Here is a 16,606-nt window from a genome sequence, read left to right as displayed (position 1 = left end):
CAAGGCGTTCTGCTTCGCGAGCGGGATCACCCGCGCCAGATTGGCTTTCGTCACATAGAGCCTCGCCTGTTGCTGGGCAAGCTGCCCTTTGGCTGTCTGCAGCGCCGCTTCGAAAGGCTTGGGGTCCATCAGAAAGAGGGTCTGCCCGGTGTGGACCAGCTGACCCTCGGTGTACACACGCCGGTCGAGAAAACCATCGACGCGCGCACGAATCTGCACCTCCCGTGAGCTTTCTGTCTGGGCGGTGAATTCGAAGTCGACCGGGGTATCGCGTGGCTCGACTGTCATCACGGTCACTTCGGCCGGCCCGGTTGAAGGCGGCGCTGCCGGCTTGTGACAACCAGCGCACAGCGCCAGCGTGGCACAGGCGAGCGCAAGTTTTAGATCGCCCCTTGAGAATCGTTGCAGGCAGACTGTCAGCGGCGCGCATTTCATGGCATCACCTGTCACGGCTAGTTGGGCGTGCAAGAAAAACCGGACCAGCAAGGCGAGCCGGACGCGAAGCGCAGGCACTGTCTGTTCATGGGTGACACTCCCGCAACGAACAATGTCTGCCGGGCAGAATGATGACTAAAGCGGCGAGTAAAGCAGACCCGTATCTCATCACGTGCTCCTGCATTTCCTTTGAACGCTGCGCGCGCAGTGAACCCGCGCGCGCCGACGGCAGGCGAACGCGGAGGTCAAATAGCCGCGCATCAAACCGAAACGACCGGCCGCCCGATTGACGCGCCGACGTAGGTCAGTTTGGTAGCTGGAATACAGGGAGGCAATCAGACCTTAGTCCCATATCGCCGGACGGAGCACACGTGCTTCAGGGGCGCGACGAACCGTCTATCGCCATTTCCACGGCCTTGATCAGGATGGCCGCATTGAATGGTTTGCGCAGATACGCCGCCGCGCCGGACCCGAGGGCTGCCTGCCGAACTGAAAGCTCGTCGTGCGCGGTGATCATGATGACCGGCAGGCCCATTGGCGCGAGTTGACGCTGGACTTCCAGTCCATTGGTTCCCGGCATCTGGATATCCAGAATGACGCACGCAGGCCGGTATGACGGAATCGCCGACAGCATATCCAGAAACTCGTCGCCGCTTGAAAACGTCTCCGCTCCAATACCTGCGGAGTGCAGCAGACGCTTGATGGCTCGGCATACCGATTCATCATCGTCGACCACGGCAACGATTTGGTTGGGGTTGACCATATGACGGCGCGAACACGCAGTCGCTCCATGAATGGACCATCTGGAGTTCCAGCGTAACGGGAGATGCGCTGAGGAGATATAGGACTTTGGTCCACTAGCTGCGTTGTTCCGGTGAAACTGGTCCGATATGCCTCTCACGAGGCCCCGATCGGACCATGCCGGATCAGTTGTCGTCGGCCGCGTGCACGCCGACTTTTTCTGCAAGCCGAACGAGTTCGACAATCGATCGGGCCTTCATTTTCTCCATGACGCGAGCCCGATGAATCTTGATGGTCTTTTCGGCCGCGCCAAGATCGCTGGCGACCTGTTTGTTCAGGCGACCCGTCAATACGAGCGCCATGACTTCGCGTTCGCGGCGCGTGAGATGATTGACCCGTTCCTGAAGTTCCGCCCGTTCGCTTCTTTTCGCCCACTCCACACAAGCGCGCTTGAGTGCGCGATCCACCGCGGCGAGAAGCAGCGATTCGCACACCGGCTTGGGTAGAAAGTCGAGTGCGCCCCCCTTCATTGCTTCAACGCTCGAGCCGATGTCGCCATGCCCGGTCAGAAAAACAATCGGGAGGAGCTGGTCGAGATTGCGCTGCACCTCCAGGCCCGTCATTCCCGGCATCTGCAAATCGAGAATCAGGCAGGCGGGCACGCTCGCCAGATCGGCTCTATCTAAAAGCGCTTCGGCACTGTCGAAGGATTCAACGTGGTAACCCGATGCGCGCAGAAGCCGCGCGAGTGCGCATCGGACCCGTTCGTCGTCGTCCACGATGAAAACGCGGGCCGCGGCCTGACTCATGACGATCGGGGGTGGTGGTCCTTTCGCAGGTCCGCTCCCGGCGGCAACGTGATGTGAAACGACGCTCCCTTGTCCTCGTTGTTCTCCGCCCATAGCTGGCCTCCGTGCGCCGTCACGATCGTGCGGCTAATAGAAAGACCCAGACCGAGTCCCTGAGGTTTGGTCGTGAAGAAAGGCCGGAATATCTTGTTCATCTTGTCGACAGTCAACCCTTGACCGCGATCTTTCACTGTAATCCGTACGCCGCCCCCCACCTCTTCTCGCACTGTGGTCTCAATCATGCGCTCCGTTGGATCGCATTCCTTCACCGCGTCGAACGCGTTCAGCAGCAGATTGAGGACAACCTGCTGGAGTTGAACCTTGTCGCCGAACACCATCGGCAGATGGTCGGCAATGTCGAATCTGGTGCGAACCTCACGCGCCATCGCATCGCTATGGACGAGCAGCGCGATGTCCCGGACCACACCGCCAACCTCCACCGGCCGGAGTTCCATGTCGCCTTTTCGTACCATCGTACGGATCTTCTGGATGACTTCGCTCGCGCGACAGCTATCCAGAATGATGTCGCCCAATGCCTCACGGAGTTCCGCCTGATTGGCGTTCTCCGGCTCCATGAATTTTTGCGCGGCTTGGGCGTTGCTCAGAATAGCGGTAAGCGGTTGATTCAACTCGTGTGCAAGAGAACTCGCGAGTTCTCCCAACGATGACACGCGCGCCAGATGCGCAAGTTCATTGCGGTTTCGATCGACTTCGAGGCATGCGCTGCGACCCGCTATCGCGATGATCTGCAATGCCTGATCAGAGGCGCCATATCTCGTCGTGTTGGCTTCGACGTGAAAACCTTCGCCGTCACGCCGCCGCGCAACCAGCATCTGCGTCGTTGCCACGTCAGAGATCCCGCTTTGGACGCCGCGGTCTGCGGACGCCGAATGGCAACCGCACAAGCCGTGATTCGGGAACAACATCTCGAGCGATGCACCAATCAGTTCTTCCCCGCTGTATCCGAACAGTTCTATCGCTTTGGCGTTTGCGAAGCTTATCTGATTCTGCTGATCGATCGTCAGGATCGGGATCGGCAACATTTCGAGGGCGCCCCTCAACGGCATGCTTTCGTCCAGCATCCGGCGCCTGCCGCGGGCGCCTCCGTACAGCCATGCCACGCATGCGCCTGCACACCCTCGCCATCCCGACTTTCGGCGGCCGGGCTCATGCTCGTCGGCTGTAACGCGCTTCTGGGGCATATCGGCGACATCGCCGTAGAGAACGGAAAAATCGGAACCCGATGTTCTCAGGCGCCGGTGTCCGTGCTCACGGCTAGAACGGGCGCTGGAGTGAAATGCACGCGCATCGTAGTGGGCGCTTCGAGACGGATAGCGCCGTCGCGCATAGCAGGCGACAGCAAAATCTGCCACGTCTTGCATCAGGCCCTTGCCACGCACCAGCAGATTGATCATCGGCGTCTCCGTAACCAATGTTTAGTGCATGTGTTGGAGTTATCCCACCGCCCGCCTTGATTACCTGGCCACTTATACCGATTTTGCGAAGGTTGCTTTCTTGACGTCAGTAACTTGGAACCAGTATAGGAGCTTACGCTTTCGTTGCTGAGATAGATTGAAGTAATTTTTCCCTGATTCGGGGATTCCAGTCTTCCAGGTGCTCGATACTTTTTAAAGCATATGAGCCATCAAATGGTGCCGACACGTCGATTTCATATCTAGTTAAATAGGCACGCTTCGCTTCGAAAACGTCGTGCGCCATCCAACCCTTGTGAAAGGCGATTTGGCCGCGTTCAGAGGCGTCAATACCGCCTTGAGGTTTGCATACATTCTTGTTATTGCTGCAGCGACTATGATTGTCGTCGAGAAAGATTCGCATTACATCGCGCGCGCTCGTGGTTAACCCGCGCAGATAATTGCGACACGTCTATGGAACCATTTAATTATTATTTCTGGCCTGACGAGCGAGTTATATCGACACGTAATCGCTATCGCTCGTGCTTTTCAGCCAACAACAAAATATGCCGGATAGTTATGCAGTGTAGTGCGTGATATGAATTGGGATCTTCAATTGGTGTCTGCACCGCGTCAAACGAAGATATGTCCTACGCTGCGCCGTAAATGGCGAGTCGTTCGGAACGCGCTAAATGGAGAGTAATACCGACGACTGCCTGGCGTGCAACCTCAATCCTGCTGGCGAAAAAGGACGGGTGTAGCTTGCGATGCTTCTGCTGCGACCCGCGAGGCAATCACGACGCCCGCAGCGCGCCGTTCGAGTTGTTACTCGACAGGCGTCGGCAGAGTCTCGTCGGGATCGTCGATGTGGAAGATGGTATTGCGCTCGGGCGTTGCGAATCCGCCAAAATTCATCGGCTGCGTAGCGCCGCACGCCTGCACGCGGCGCTCCATGACGCTGCAATCACACGCGGATACCCGAGGCCGTGCGGATCGTTCTCCCCGTTGTTCGGCTGACGCAACCCGATTAGCGCTCAAATACGCATCCCTTCCGACGATTTCGCGGCGCGCTTCGTGACATCGCACTCTCTGGCGCGTGCCATCGGAGGTCCGCGAAACGATCCGGCATCCATTGATCATGATGATCAAATCGGTATTGCAGAACAACATCGCGCGTTTACAGGTCGAGCCTGGTCACCTTTGTTCCAGCAAGAGAGAGATCAGCCATCAGGCCTTGGTTGGTCAACACTAGCGCCACAACCTGCGAGGTCGCGGACGATGTATCGATTGAACCGTTCGCGCCTACTTTCACAATCGAGACCGCTATATCGCCCCCGACCGACCACCCCGCCGAATTGCGGAACTTGTCCAGTGCGGCTTGCGTCATGAAGAGGAAAATGATAGCGGTCGACTGGACGCCCGCCTGAAAACCAAATGAAGCGGACGTCGTGGTGTAATAGCCGGCTGTCTTGCCACCGACACGCAACGCGCCGTCGCCGTGCTCGGCGCCAACAATGAAGGCCGCTTTTTTCACATCAGGGAAAACCAGCACCCCTTGGGCCTTTGATACGAGTTCATTTGAACCGCCTACCATCGTGAACAATCGCGACAACGTGCCGTTCACGGCCGCATCGATCTGTTGCCGCCTTGCAGCGTCGGTTTCAGGACTCTTACCGCTTCCCGTTGTCGTAGTGCAACCCGTAAGAGCCAAGCTCGCAGCAGCGGTTGAAATCGCGATCTTTTGCACAAAGTTCCGTCTGTTCATTATCGAGCTCCATTGTGGTTACAGTGCGAATCGCCAGGCCCTATGTCTGGCCGCTTCGGTCCTTTTCTGTATCGCATTCCAACAGTTGGCCGCTATGCAGCTTGCCTTGCTGGTCTATCACACGCGCAACAGGGCCGTACGCAACGACCCGTGGAACTCTCACCGGGTGTACCTTTTCTGGTCGCACGGCGCAGACACGCAGATCCCGCCGCACATGGCGAACGGTCATGCCTTCGGTGACGAGGCGCGGCGGCAGCAACGCCTCTGATTACATGATGTCACGACGGGGCAATCGGGGAATCGGACCTTGGTCTTACAGACGGCGACCGCATATGTCGCAGAAGTGTCGGAGAAACGAACGTGCTTGCGAATTTCGGCTCAATGCCTGCCGGACGATTTCGTTGACCGATCGCCTGAAAGTACGGGCATCGAATAAAAGCTTCGCGAGCGTGCGCTGAGTGCCTGAAGGCTATCAGGGAAAACCAGCCCTGCATCATCCGCCAAGCGCGATGATCGCCATGGTTAGCACGACGCCGAGTGCCGCCATCGCCAAGCCTGCTTTCCATCCACCGAACCCTGAGTGGCGGCCGAGCGCCATCCCGCTGCCGAATAGCATGACGATCGTCAGCGCACGCGAAACGATCAACGCCGTCGTGACGTCCCTGAAGAGGATGAACGGCAAGGCAACGGGAAAAGTCGCAAAGACCACGATCAGGAAGATGGCCACCGCGCCGACCAGGTCGTCGCGCAAAAAGCGTGGACGGTGCGGCAAATCCGGGATGGCGGCAAGGCGTGCCCGGATGAGTTCCAGTTCCGCATCGGTGATCAGGGGCGTGATCCACCTGGGCAACGCCTCGCGAAGCGCGCCAATTCCGGCGGCCGCATCCAGTTCATGCCTCACGGTCAGCGCAAGCGTAAGCCGCCGGCCGCGATTGGTCAGCGTGCGCACGAGAAACATCACAGCATCAGCCAGGCCCCACGCGAGGTTGCAACCAAGCGCCGTGTAGAACATTTTTCGCCCGGCCCCTTCGCCGGCTGTGGCGGCAGACACAGCGCCCACGAATGTCAGCGCCATGAACAGGCCAAAACACAATTCCGACACCCGATCGACTGTGTCCAGAACTGGCTCGCGGGTGTCGATGTCTTCCTGATTCGTTAGACCGGTACCGTCCATGAGGTCTCCCGCCGCGCGTGGCATGTGGTTGTTCTCATCATCCAGCCGGATGCGCCTTTAGCGTTTCAAGACCCGGCCCCGGATGGACACCACCGGACGGGAATTGTCATCGCGTGGGTCACCATTGGATCGACGTCCACTGACAGTGTTCACGGAGGATACGCCGCGCGATCTGGCGACGATATTGGACCAAGGTCGTATGGTCTTCCTGCGTGCCGCGTCCTACCTTGCTACAGGATCATCGGAAAATGTGTCAGCTTACGTCCGTGTGGAGATATGGGAATGGCAAAGACCCAGGAAAAAACAGACCCGTCCGTGGAAGGCAAGCCGCTCTCGTACAAGGAATACCAGAAGGCGCTGTTCCAGTTGCACGTCGAACTGGTGAAACTCCAGGAGTGGGTGGTGCAAACGGGAAGCAAGATCTGCATTGTCTTCGAAGGACGCGATGGCGCAGGCAAGGGAGGCACCATCAAGGCGATTACCGAACGGGTCAGTCCGCGCGTATTCCGGGTGGTGGCCCTGGCTGCGCCGAGCGAGCGCGAGAAGAGCCAGATGTACGTGCAACGTTATGTGCCGTACCTGCCGGCTGCGGGGGAAGTCGTGATCTTCGATCGCAGTTGGTACAACCGGGCGGGAGTCGAGCGAGTGATGGGTTTCTGCTCCGAAGAGGAGGTCGAGGAATTCTTCAAGGCGGTGCCGCTCGTCGAGCGGGCGATCGTCCACTCGGGGGTCATCCTGCTCAAATACTGGCTGGAAGTCAGCCCCGAAGAACAGACCCGCCGCCTGGAAGCACGCATCAACGACGGGCGCAAAGTTTGGAAGCTGACGGACATGGACCTGAAATCCTATAGCCGATGGTATGACTACTCGCGTGCACGCGACGCGATGTTCCAGGCGTCGGACACCGAAATCGCCTCATGGTATGTGGCGAATTCGAACGACAAGCGGCGTGTGCGCCTGAACATCATCAGCGATCTGCTGAGCAGGATTCCTTATGAAGCAATGCCGCGCAAGAAAGTTACGCTGCCAAAGAGGCAAAAACCTCATGGCTATAAGGAAACGGACTATCCGTTCAAATACATAGCCGAGCGCTTCTGACCTCGTCGGCTTCACAGTGGACGAAGGCCGTGGTTGCCATGAAGGGCTCCGGCCTTCGCCGGCTTAAACGCAGCCGTTGATATCGCCGGCGGCATCGCCACGCGCACCTGCCGCGCCCGAGCGAAACCGTGGCCCGTCCACGAGGGTCGCCTTCAATATATTCTCGACAACGAAGCGCCCGCCACCCCGCGGATTCCCGATGAATGCTCGCGCCTTCAGGCGGCTGACGGGCATTTCCAGCTGAGCCCGCTAAAATCGTATGGTTGTTGGCCCCTGCTACTGGTCAGACCCGTGTTATGAAATCCCCTGCTTTGTCCCCGGAGGCGCCCGCATGCGCGTAGGCAAACCTGTGAAGGCGTTACCGCAACCGCTGTGCGACTACTGCGGCACGCGCGCGCTGCTCGCCCGCGCTGGCGACGAGTCCTATCCATATCGGGAAGATCACGGGCCGGTCTGGATCTGCACATCCTGCCAGGCCTGGATCGGCGTGCACGCGCGCAGTACGCGCAACGTCCCGCTCGGACGACTGGCGAACGCCCAGCTTCGCGAAGCGAAGAGCCACCTGCATGACGTGCTGGAACCGCTGGTCGCCGGCAAGGTGCGCCGCGACGGTGTGAACACGTTCGAGGCGCGCGCCAAGGCGATCCGCTGGGTAGCGACCGAACTCGGGTTCGATCCGATGCCGGGCTCGATTCACATGCTCACGCTCGACCAGTGCGAGCAGGCACTGCGATATGTCGATGCCTTCCTGGCACCGCGCCGCCCTGCGCCAGATAGCACGCAAACTTGACTCTGCCCATATCACGAGGACGATAGCGGTCTCCTGCTCTCCTGCAACAGGCAGACTCCACTTCACTCCATTGCTGCGCCCCAAGCCTTTTGTCATATCAGCCTATTGCGCAGCCGAAAGCTTCTGCTGCGCGACCTGAACAAGGGTCTGCAGCATAGGACGCGCCGGGGCGAAGAACGTCGCGCCGGTGTGCGGCGTCGAGAAATCCAGCAGCCGGTCGTATGCGCCCGGTGGATCGCCGACATACATGCGTTCCAGCATTTTCTCGATGACCCACAGGTATCGTGAATAGCCGATGAAATAGGTGCCGAATTCCCGCTGGCCGGGCCGGCCAAACGGCATGTTGTCACGCAGGATATCGTGCTCGTTGCCGTCGGCATCCACGATCGTGGCCAGCGACTTGTGGGATTTGCGCGGCGCATCGTCGTCGTCGATTTCAATGTTGTCGATCTTCGTTCGACCAATGATCGCTTCCTGCACGGGCGTCGGAATCTGCGCCCATGCACTGAGATCGTGCAGATACTTTTGGACGACGACATAGCTGCCGCCGCGGAAATCCGCATCTTCATCGCCGACTAGCGCCGATTCAGGCAAATCCAGACCGGTCGGATTGGCCGTGCCGTCGACGAAGCCCAGCAGGTCACGCGCATCGAAATAGCGAAAGCCCGACACTTCATCGACGACGCTCACGCTAGCGTCGAGACTGTCGAGCAGGATGCGTTCGAACTCGAAGCACAGATCGGGACGTTCGGAGCGGATATGAAACAGAAGATCGCCGGGTGTCGCAGGCGCCGAGTGAACGGCGCCTCGGATCGGCGAAAACGGCTTCAGTTCCTGGGGTTGCCTATCGGCATGGAGACGATCCCACAGACCTCGTCCGATGCCGACGATGCATGACAGCCGGGCCGAGAGGTCGCGGAATCCGACCGTCTTGACGAGATCATCAAGCCCATCGAGCGCTGAACAGATGGTGGCAAGAGCGGCCTGGTCGCTGGCGACGGTAACCACGAGAAAGACGGCTGCGCGCGACAGCGGCGCGTCGATACTTTGCGCGTCGATCGGCACTCGGTCCCAACTCTTATCACTCATCTGGAATGCTCCCTATCGGGTTGTGACCGCTTCGTCAGCGGCATGGGTCGTCGGCGCCGGACGCCGCCGTGGATGTCGCATTGCAAGATCGCCTCGGGGCCGGGCTCCGGTCGAGAGGCGAGCGTTCATTCAAACAGGCCGCCCGGTTTCCGACAAATTCGATGAGGCGTGATCAGGCGCCCCGTGGAATGATACGTGCTGCTTCAGCGATTTGTTGGCCGGCACTTTCTCCAACGGTCTTGCGCGATCCCGGCAAGGCGATTAGCCGCCGGCGCCTGTTTCGTCCAGGGATGCCATGACCGGATGGCAGTCGAAATGCACGGCAGCGCGCACTTCATCACCACGGCAGCAGGTAAGATAGACCCGTCCGGATGCCACGCTCACGACGTCCGGTCAAGATGATACTAGCGTCTACCTCTCTACTCTCGCATAGCATGAAACGTGTCTCTGTCAGGCGTTCCCCGATACACGGCAAAGGTGTCTTCGCGCTTCAGGCGCTGCCCGCCGGCGTTCGCATTTTCGAGTACAAAGGGCTCGTGACGACCTGGCGCGAAGCCGCGCGCTGGTACCGATCCCGTCCGGACGGCGGCCACACGTTCCTGTTCGGACTGTCCGGCGGCCACGTGATCGATGGCGGCCGCGGAGGGAACGGCGCGCGCTGGCTGAACCATGCCTGCGTCGCGAATTGCGAGGCCATCGAGCAGGCGGGGCGCGTGTACATCGAGACGGTCCGCGACATCGCGCCGGGCGAGGAGCTTTTCATCGATTACGCGCTCGAGGTGCCGCGCGCATCGCATAGGGATGCGCTTGCGGCGTACGCCTGTCATTGCGGGACGAAGCGTTGCCGGGGAACGATGCTCGGCGTGGGTTGATGCGGAGCTTGCACGCGGTCCCTGCTTCGACGCGCGAGCGCCGGGCTAACCCGGCAGGGCGGCAACCAGCTCGCCATGGTCAACGACGTGTTCGGGGCCCAAAGATCGTCCGCAGGCCAGCACGGTGTCTGCGAATAGCGGATCGAGTCCCTCTTACTCGCCCCCGTGCTTCAGATCACGCAGACAACTGAAGTGCCAGCCGTCGGGCATGGCTTCGTCACCGAAGCTTTCGATAATCGAGCCGCGGTGCCCGCATGGACACTGCACATGGGTGATTGAGCGCGTCTTCATGATCGCTTTGCAACGATGAGCCCGAGAGACGTTGTTAGGCAAATCTCGCGCCAGAGGCCAGGAGGCTGCGTGTCCCGAGTCTTCCGGCGCACCGGCCGGCCACAAGCCATCTCTGCACATGAAAGCGTTGCCGTAGCTTGCCGGTATGCGCTACATCGCCGCGAGTTGGCTTACTGAAATCGCGTGCGGCTGTGCGGCTATGCGCCTGGCCAGTTCGACGAGGTGCGCCAAGCCGATCGGAATGGACGGCCCGTCAGACTCCATGCGTACTGATCGAAAGCATCTGCCCGGGCACAGCGATTGCGCAAAGCTTCGTGCACGCCCTGCCCTCGGCCGCATTCGGCGCTTTTCTCGTTGGCGCGTGCTGTACCTACGCGGGGCGACATTCGCGGCCGTGAGACGACGCTGCGTGTCGCGCACCGAGTCGCGCACGTATGTCCAGCAACCCATCAGCCCACGATTACCGTGAGCGAGTCCGACGTTTAGCAAGCTTGGCTTCTTCATTGACGACTGCCGCAAGCCGTTGCGCAGCCGCCTTCATCTGCGCGTTGCTAAACCCGCCAAATCCAAGAATCAGCCCGGGCCGACCGGTTCCCCGCGCGAACATCGGCGACACTGCACGCACCGTGACTCCACGTCGAGCCGCCAACTCGGCGACCGCGCGATCGTCCGTGCCCTTCGCGAGCCACAGCACGAGATGCATGCCCTGGTCGCCAGGCTCCAGCCACGCGAGGTCATTGGGCAACAGCGCGCCGAGCGTCTCGATCAGTTGCAGCCGATGCTCGGCGTACACATTGCGAATCTTCCGGATGTGACGCTCGAGATGGCCCTCCGCCATAAAGGCCGCTAGCACGTGCTGGTCCGCGGTCGGCGGATGGCGGTCCATCAGCACGCGCGCGCCGCAGAAAGCGTCAGTCAAATTGCGCGGGACGATCGCGTAGCCCAGTCGCAACGACGGAAACAGCACCTTGCTGAACGTCCCCAGATACACGACGCGGTCCGGGTCCGCTCCCTGAAGCGCCGGAAAAGGATGGCCCTGGTATCGCAGTTCGCTGTCGTAGTCGTCCTCGACGACCCATGCGTTGCCGGCGCGCGCCCACGCGAGCAACGCGCTGCGCCGGGACATGCTCAGCGGCATGCCGAGCGGATACTGATGCGACGGCGTGACAAACGCGGCGCGCGCGTGCGGCGCCATACGTATCCCGGCTTCGACATTGATACCGTCGGCGTCGATCGGTACGCGAACCATTGTGTCGCGATGGCCCATGCTCTCGAGTATTGCAGTGACGCCGCGATATGCCGGGTTCTCCACCCACGCCTGATCGCCCGGGTCCAACAGGACCTGGCTGGCGAGAAAGAGCCCCTGCTGGGTTCCGCTCGTCACGATGACCTGGTCCGCTTCGCAGCGCACCGAGCGGGATTTGCGGACATAACTCGCGATCTCTTCACGTAGCGGCAGCGCGCCGAGCGGATCAGCGTATCCGGTCGGCGCGCCCGGGCCTTTGGCGCGCAGCCGGTTGCCGAGCCGGCGCCAGGTGTCGGCGGGGGCGGTCAAACCGAGCGGCACCGAAACGGCGAACGGCACCAGCGCGACTGGCCGAAACTCCTTCGCGATCCGCGCGAAGGTTTGCGATCGCTCGGGTAAGCAGGCCTTGACCGCGCGCCTCGCGGCCGTGCGAGGTTCTTGAGCGGGGCGCGGCTCGGCGAGTGCTTGCGCTACCCTCGTCCCGGCGCCTGCCTTCGATTCCAGAAAGCCCTCGGCGATCAACTGCTCATAGGCTTCGATCACCGTACCGCGCGCGACCTGAAGCGAAGCCGCCAACGAGCGGGTGGACGGCAATGCATCGCCGGCTCGAATGTCCTCTTTGCGGACCGCTTCTCGCAATGCTTCTGCCACCTGGCGGCTCAGCTTGCCCGCCGCTCGGTCCAGCGCGCCGAACCACGGCATTTCCGCTAACTGTGCAGTTCTCGCCACAATTCTGGTCCATTAAAAATACGTCAAACTGGATCTGTAGGATAAACCACTTTCCAGGCACACTGTGGGTCATCGAGGTTTCAGACAATCATCTTCTTCACGCCAGCCAGAGAAAATCGCATGTACGTACCCGCCCATTTCGACGAACCCGCCCAAGAAGTGCTGCACGCATGCATCGTTCAACATCCGTTCGGCACGCTGATCACGCACGGGATCAGCGGGCTCGACGCCAACCATCTTCCATTCGAACTCGCGGCAAGTGAAGGCGAACTGGGTGTGCTGCGCGCGCATGTTGCACGGGCCAACCCCGTGTGGCAGGACGTCGCGAACGGCGACGAGGTGCTGGTGGTCTTTCGCGCGGGAGACGCCTACGTGTCGCCGAACTGGTATCCGAGCAAGCATGAGTTTCACAAGCAGGTGCCCACGTGGAATTACATCGTCGTCCATGCGCACGGACGCATCACGATTCGCGATGACGAGCGCTACGTGCGCGGCGTGATCGGCCGGCTGACACGCACGCACGAGGCGTCGCAACCGCAGCCCTGGAAGATGGCGGATGCGCCGAAGGACTACATCGATCCGATGACCAAGGCTATTGTCGGTTTGCAGATCGATATCACGCGACTGGTCGGCAAAAGCAAACTCAGCCAGAACAAGGAGGCACGGGATATTCGAGGCGCCGGCGAAGCGCTGATAGCGAGCGGGAATCCGGTGATTGGTGATCAGATGCTGGCGCGGGTCGCGGGGAAGCCGGAGTAAGCCGACTTCGATGGTGCTTTTCAGGGAACAGCGAGCGTTCGCGTTAGACGCCGGAGCGCGACGTTCACAAACGCTGATTTACCCGGTACAATGCCGCTCCCTTAAGCCCAGGTGGCGAAATTGGTAGACGCACTATCTTGAGGGGGTAGCGCCGAAAGGCGTGCGGGTTCGAGTCCCGCCCTGGGCACCAATGAATATTCCGGCAAGTTCCGGCGAAGTACAGAAACCCCCGACCGCTAATGGCTTTCGGGGTTTTTTCGTTTCTGCTGCATTCCCATGTGGTACATGGAAAGCCGGTGGTATTTTTGGTGGCATCCGACGACCTTCGTCACCGATTTTGCCAAATACCACCATGCCGCTCACAGACACTCAGATGCGGACTGCACGCTACAATCCGGAGGGCACCGGCAATCAATTGTCTGGCGGCCGTCGCATGTACCTTCAACTAGATAAGTCCGGCGCCAAATATTGGCGGTTGAATTACCGGTTCGCTAGCAAAGACAAAACGCTAGCGCTCGGCGTCTATCCAACATGGTCCGGCCTTACGGCCGGCGCCGCAGCAGCATCGCCGCGATAACGGGTGTTATCACGCCCTGCCCGCTTCGCAGCCAGTGCCGGACATGTGAATCTGGCTCATGCATGTCAAAAGTTCGCTGACTTTAACTATGTCTACATGACGCGTTGAAGGCAGAGGATTTTTAGCGAAGCGCAGACGGGGTATTGAGTTCAAGCAAAGTTATCTCAATTGCGATCCGCCGCCTTATCGACGAGCTATCGATGTGGTTGGAGTTGTAGTCCCGCTCCCCTTCGACGAGATGTGATTATTTAGGATACTCTGCCCCATATTTACTTTTTGAACGTCACCAGCCGATTCGAAACAATGCCGCGTCACAACCCGAATTCCGCTTTCATCATGCTCATGCGATCGACTACGCGCCGCGCATAGCCCTTGGCGCCCCCGCTATACCGATCTAGCGCGTCCTCGAGGTTTCCATCTGCGGCCATTATGTAGTTATGCAGAACTTCTGATCCAATGCGAACGTTCGTACGCGCGTCAGTCAAATCGGACGTGCGAAGGACAAGGTCTCTATGCTGAGATGGAAGCACTTGCATGAGTCCCTTGGCGCCAACCACACTTACCGCAAATCGGTCGAAACTGGACTCGACCGCAATCACTGCAAGCAGCAACAACGGCGAGATTGTGTAGCGCCCGGCTGCGTTCAGCACCGCGTGACCAATTTCCAATGCGGCGGGCAACCTTATATGAAAGCGGGCACTCACAAGAGTTGCGATTTCCTCTGCTGTGGGCGTGCCCTCTCTGGGAGCGTCGAAAGTTGTGGACGTCGGCCAAACCGGCGAATCAGCGCCATAACACAGTCCCGCAAACGACCCGAAGACCACGACCGCCGCCGCGACGACGATACCGCGGAGGCGATGCGCAATAGCGCGTGGCCAAGAAATAAAATCATGGTTCAACTTCGCGAACATCGCCTATGTTCCTCAAAATTGCTACGGCGCAGCGAGAGCACTCCCCAGCGTGGCACCGGACTGTATTGAACGCTTATCGCTCACACGCTCAAATGACGGCTGTCTGCCGCCCACAACTCAGGCGGCTCGATATATGGAGACCGCGCTGCCAGACGTCGGCCGTGACCGGAGATTGCCGCGCCCACGATGGCGTCAACCAAACATCCGGATCATCGGTCGTTCCCGGCCTGGAGGGTATATGCACCAGGTACCGTCTCGATGGCGAAAAAAGAACAGTGCGACTGGGCCTGCCGCTCTTAGGGTCTCGACACACACATAACGTTGATCTGTGGATCGCCTGTTCCTGAACTCTGTGACATGGACCTTGTCCCCAGGCGCCGTCCCTAGCCAGTGATCGACCATCAGGCGCAAAGATTTTCCTGCGCTAGCCATGACCCTCTCCTTCACAAAACGACCCAGCCTCGAACAGCGTCTCAACACGACATGTCTACTACTCGCGCAATCTTTCCATTCGTGTTAAGATCGCCACGATCAGCATGATCTTGCATCGTATAATGCGACATAGAATGATTTAAGTCAAGGGTACCAGGGAATCCCCTGGTAAATGCCGGTGGCGGCAGCGCTAGCGAACGATCGTGCTAGCCAGTGAGTCGCACATTTATGGCGAGGAATGATCGAATGGCTTAAGTTTCGAACTCTTTATGTCTTCGCTTCGAGACCGGCAGACAGCAGTTGACGCCTAAGACGGAAGTTGTGGGCAAACTCCAAGGCGCAGTGATGAGCAGCAGTTGTGATCGGCAGGACCATCAATCGATCTGGGTATAGGAACTGACCATGCAAAATTCATCCAATGGCGATCTCTCGAGCGCCTTCGTCGTGACTCACCCGCTTGATCCGGAAGATGGGAAGATCACCGAGGCAATGCGCGCCATGACACGTTCAGCCAAAGGCATGCGGTGGGGAGTCGAGGGACGTGGCGCGTTCGATGCGATGATGGAACGCGTTTTGCCCTACAAGGGCGTGACCTTCGAATCCGGCTCGGTCGGCGGCATTCCTGGGCTCTGGGTCAACCCTGAAAATAGCCGGCCTGACGAAGCCATACTCCATCTGCACGGCGGTTGGTTCAACTTTGGATCGGCCAACGCATTCCGGCACCTCGTCGCCCAAATCGCCGCGAGGAGCGGAGTAAAGGCCTTCGTCCCAGATTATCGGTTGGCGCCCGACCATCCTTTCCCCGCTGCAGTTGATGACGTGCTGTCCTGCTATCTTGGACTCGACGAAAGCGGCATTTCCCGGATTGCGGTTACCGGCGACTCGGCGGGTGGCAATCTTGCCCTGATCCTGGCTTCGCGCATCGCCAGCGGAGAAGTCGCCGCGAAGGCGACACTCGTGGGCGCGGTGGCGTTGTCACCCGTTACAGATTTGACGCTCTCCGCCCCGACGTACGAAACCCGTGCGGACGCCGATCCGCTTTTCACGCGCGCGCAGGTGTCGGAACTCGTCCATACCTACTTGCGCGACGCTGACCCCAAACATCCCCTGGCTTCGCCGCTTCACGCGCCCGTGACCGGCTTGCCGCCCGTGCGCGTTCACGTGGGAGACGATGAAGTCCTGCTGGACGATTCGCGCCTGTATGTCCAGCGTGCGGTCGCCGCAGGCGTCGATGCGCGAGTTGACGTCTGGTTGGGCATGCCGCACGGATTCCACGGCAGTATCGGAACGTTGAAGGCCTCGACACAGAGTCTCGATGCCATCGGCACGTTTCTTACGGAGAGACTGCAGTCGGGTAGCGGTTCGTGAACCGGCACCCGCGTGGATTGATCGACCGGGGACGCCCACATGACAGACCATGTCGGCGCCCCGGATCGC

17 protein-coding genes and 1 tRNA gene are annotated in these 16,606 nt (G+C 59.8%); 7 read left to right on the top strand and 11 right to left on the bottom strand.

What is annotated here, in order from left to right:
* The 8 genes from FVF58_RS39995 to FVF58_RS39960 all read right to left on the bottom strand — a co-directional run.
* Window positions 1-435, bottom strand: a 435-nt coding sequence (locus FVF58_RS39995; RefSeq protein WP_246217417.1) for an efflux RND transporter periplasmic adaptor subunit, incomplete at its 3' end; no start/stop codon positions are given.
* A 376-nt stretch (window positions 436-811) separates the two neighbouring features.
* On the bottom strand, window positions 812-1,198 hold the full coding sequence (locus tag FVF58_RS39990) for a response regulator transcription factor (protein WP_149675177.1): 387 nt from the start codon (window positions 1,196-1,198) through the stop codon (window positions 812-814).
* A gap of 163 nt (window positions 1,199-1,361) precedes the next feature.
* Window positions 1,362-1,985 carry a response regulator transcription factor gene (locus FVF58_RS39985; RefSeq protein ID WP_149675176.1) on the bottom strand — a complete coding sequence of 208 codons (624 nt, stop codon included), beginning with the start codon at window positions 1,983-1,985 and terminating at the stop codon, window positions 1,362-1,364.
* Window positions 1,982-3,067 (bottom strand): sensor histidine kinase, encoded by a 1,086-nt coding sequence (locus FVF58_RS39980; RefSeq protein WP_246217419.1) that lies wholly within the window; start codon window positions 3,065-3,067, stop codon window positions 1,982-1,984. Before FVF58_RS39980 ends, FVF58_RS39985 begins: the two co-directional genes overlap by 4 nt.
* Window positions 3,068-3,572: 505 nt before the next feature.
* On the bottom strand, window positions 3,573-3,860 hold the full coding sequence (locus FVF58_RS39975; RefSeq protein WP_149675174.1) for a hypothetical protein: 288 nt from the start codon (window positions 3,858-3,860) through the stop codon (window positions 3,573-3,575).
* A gap of 401 nt (window positions 3,861-4,261) precedes the next feature.
* A complete protein-coding gene (locus FVF58_RS53475; protein WP_425469011.1) occupies window positions 4,262-4,390 on the bottom strand; it encodes a DUF2252 family protein in 129 nt (42 codons plus the stop codon).
* A gap of 223 nt (window positions 4,391-4,613) precedes the next feature.
* On the bottom strand, window positions 4,614-5,201 hold the full coding sequence (locus FVF58_RS39965) for a BPSL1445 family SYLF domain-containing lipoprotein (protein ID WP_149675172.1): 588 nt from the start codon (window positions 5,199-5,201) through the stop codon (window positions 4,614-4,616).
* Between the two features lie 493 nt (window positions 5,202-5,694).
* Window positions 5,695-6,375, bottom strand: coding sequence for a hypothetical protein (locus FVF58_RS39960; protein ID WP_149675171.1), 681 nt, complete (start codon window positions 6,373-6,375; stop codon window positions 5,695-5,697).
* 282 nt (window positions 6,376-6,657) lie between these two features.
* Here FVF58_RS39960 and ppk2 point away from each other — a divergent pair, with 282 nt between their 5' ends.
* Both ppk2 and FVF58_RS39950 read left to right on the top strand, forming a co-directional pair.
* Window positions 6,658-7,473: a polyphosphate kinase 2 gene (gene ppk2 / locus FVF58_RS39955; RefSeq protein ID WP_149675170.1), complete on the top strand. Its 816-nt coding sequence runs from the start codon at window positions 6,658-6,660 to the stop codon at window positions 7,471-7,473.
* 331 nt (window positions 7,474-7,804) lie between these two features.
* Window positions 7,805-8,263 (top strand): zinc-finger-containing protein, encoded by a 459-nt coding sequence (locus tag FVF58_RS39950; RefSeq protein ID WP_149675169.1) that lies wholly within the window; start codon window positions 7,805-7,807, stop codon window positions 8,261-8,263.
* A 102-nt stretch (window positions 8,264-8,365) separates the two neighbouring features.
* On the opposite strand, the gene FVF58_RS39945 is transcribed toward FVF58_RS39950, so the two are convergent.
* Complete coding sequence (locus FVF58_RS39945; protein ID WP_149675168.1) at window positions 8,366-9,352, bottom strand: Dyp-type peroxidase; 987 nt, start codon at window positions 9,350-9,352, stop codon at window positions 8,366-8,368.
* Window positions 9,353-9,786: 434 nt separating this feature from the next.
* Between FVF58_RS39945 and FVF58_RS39940 the strand changes: the two genes are divergently transcribed.
* Window positions 9,787-10,224: an SET domain-containing protein gene (locus FVF58_RS39940; protein WP_149675167.1), complete on the top strand. Its 438-nt coding sequence runs from the start codon at window positions 9,787-9,789 to the stop codon at window positions 10,222-10,224.
* 751 nt (window positions 10,225-10,975) lie between these two features.
* On the opposite strand, the gene pdxR is transcribed toward FVF58_RS39940, so the two are convergent.
* Window positions 10,976-12,490 carry a MocR-like pyridoxine biosynthesis transcription factor PdxR gene (gene pdxR, locus FVF58_RS39935; RefSeq protein ID WP_149675166.1) on the bottom strand — a complete coding sequence of 505 codons (1,515 nt, stop codon included), beginning with the start codon at window positions 12,488-12,490 and terminating at the stop codon, window positions 10,976-10,978.
* 120 nt (window positions 12,491-12,610) lie between these two features.
* Between pdxR and FVF58_RS39930 the strand changes: the two genes are divergently transcribed.
* The 3 genes from FVF58_RS39930 (at window position 12,611) to FVF58_RS54535 (ending at window position 13,826) form a co-directional block, all read left to right on the top strand.
* Window positions 12,611-13,249 carry an FMN-binding negative transcriptional regulator gene (locus FVF58_RS39930; protein ID WP_149675165.1) on the top strand — a complete coding sequence of 213 codons (639 nt, stop codon included), beginning with the start codon at window positions 12,611-12,613 and terminating at the stop codon, window positions 13,247-13,249.
* Between the two features lie 105 nt (window positions 13,250-13,354).
* Window positions 13,355-13,439, top strand: a tRNA-Leu gene (locus tag FVF58_RS39925).
* Window positions 13,440-13,826, top strand: coding sequence for an Arm DNA-binding domain-containing protein (locus tag FVF58_RS54535; RefSeq protein ID WP_342802438.1), 387 nt, complete (start codon window positions 13,440-13,442; stop codon window positions 13,824-13,826).
* 311 nt (window positions 13,827-14,137) lie between these two features.
* Here the strand turns inward: FVF58_RS54535 and FVF58_RS39915 are convergent, their stop codons facing one another.
* The gene (locus FVF58_RS39915; RefSeq protein ID WP_149675164.1) at window positions 14,138-14,737 is read right to left on the bottom strand and encodes a transglycosylase SLT domain-containing protein; all 600 of its coding nucleotides are present in this window, start codon (window positions 14,735-14,737) and stop codon (window positions 14,138-14,140) included.
* A gap of 834 nt (window positions 14,738-15,571) precedes the next feature.
* On the opposite strand from FVF58_RS39915, the gene FVF58_RS39905 reads away from it, so the two are divergent.
* Window positions 15,572-16,537 (top strand): alpha/beta hydrolase, encoded by a 966-nt coding sequence (locus FVF58_RS39905; RefSeq protein ID WP_149675162.1) that lies wholly within the window; start codon window positions 15,572-15,574, stop codon window positions 16,535-16,537.
* Window positions 16,538-16,606: the final 69 nt, after the last annotated feature.

Origin of the sequence: Paraburkholderia panacisoli, assembly GCF_008369935.1 — a bacterium.
Lineage (GTDB): Bacteria > Pseudomonadota > Gammaproteobacteria > Burkholderiales > Burkholderiaceae > Paraburkholderia > Paraburkholderia panacisoli.
Note: the sequence above shows the minus strand (reverse complement) of the source record. Positions and strands in the feature narration are given on the sequence as shown.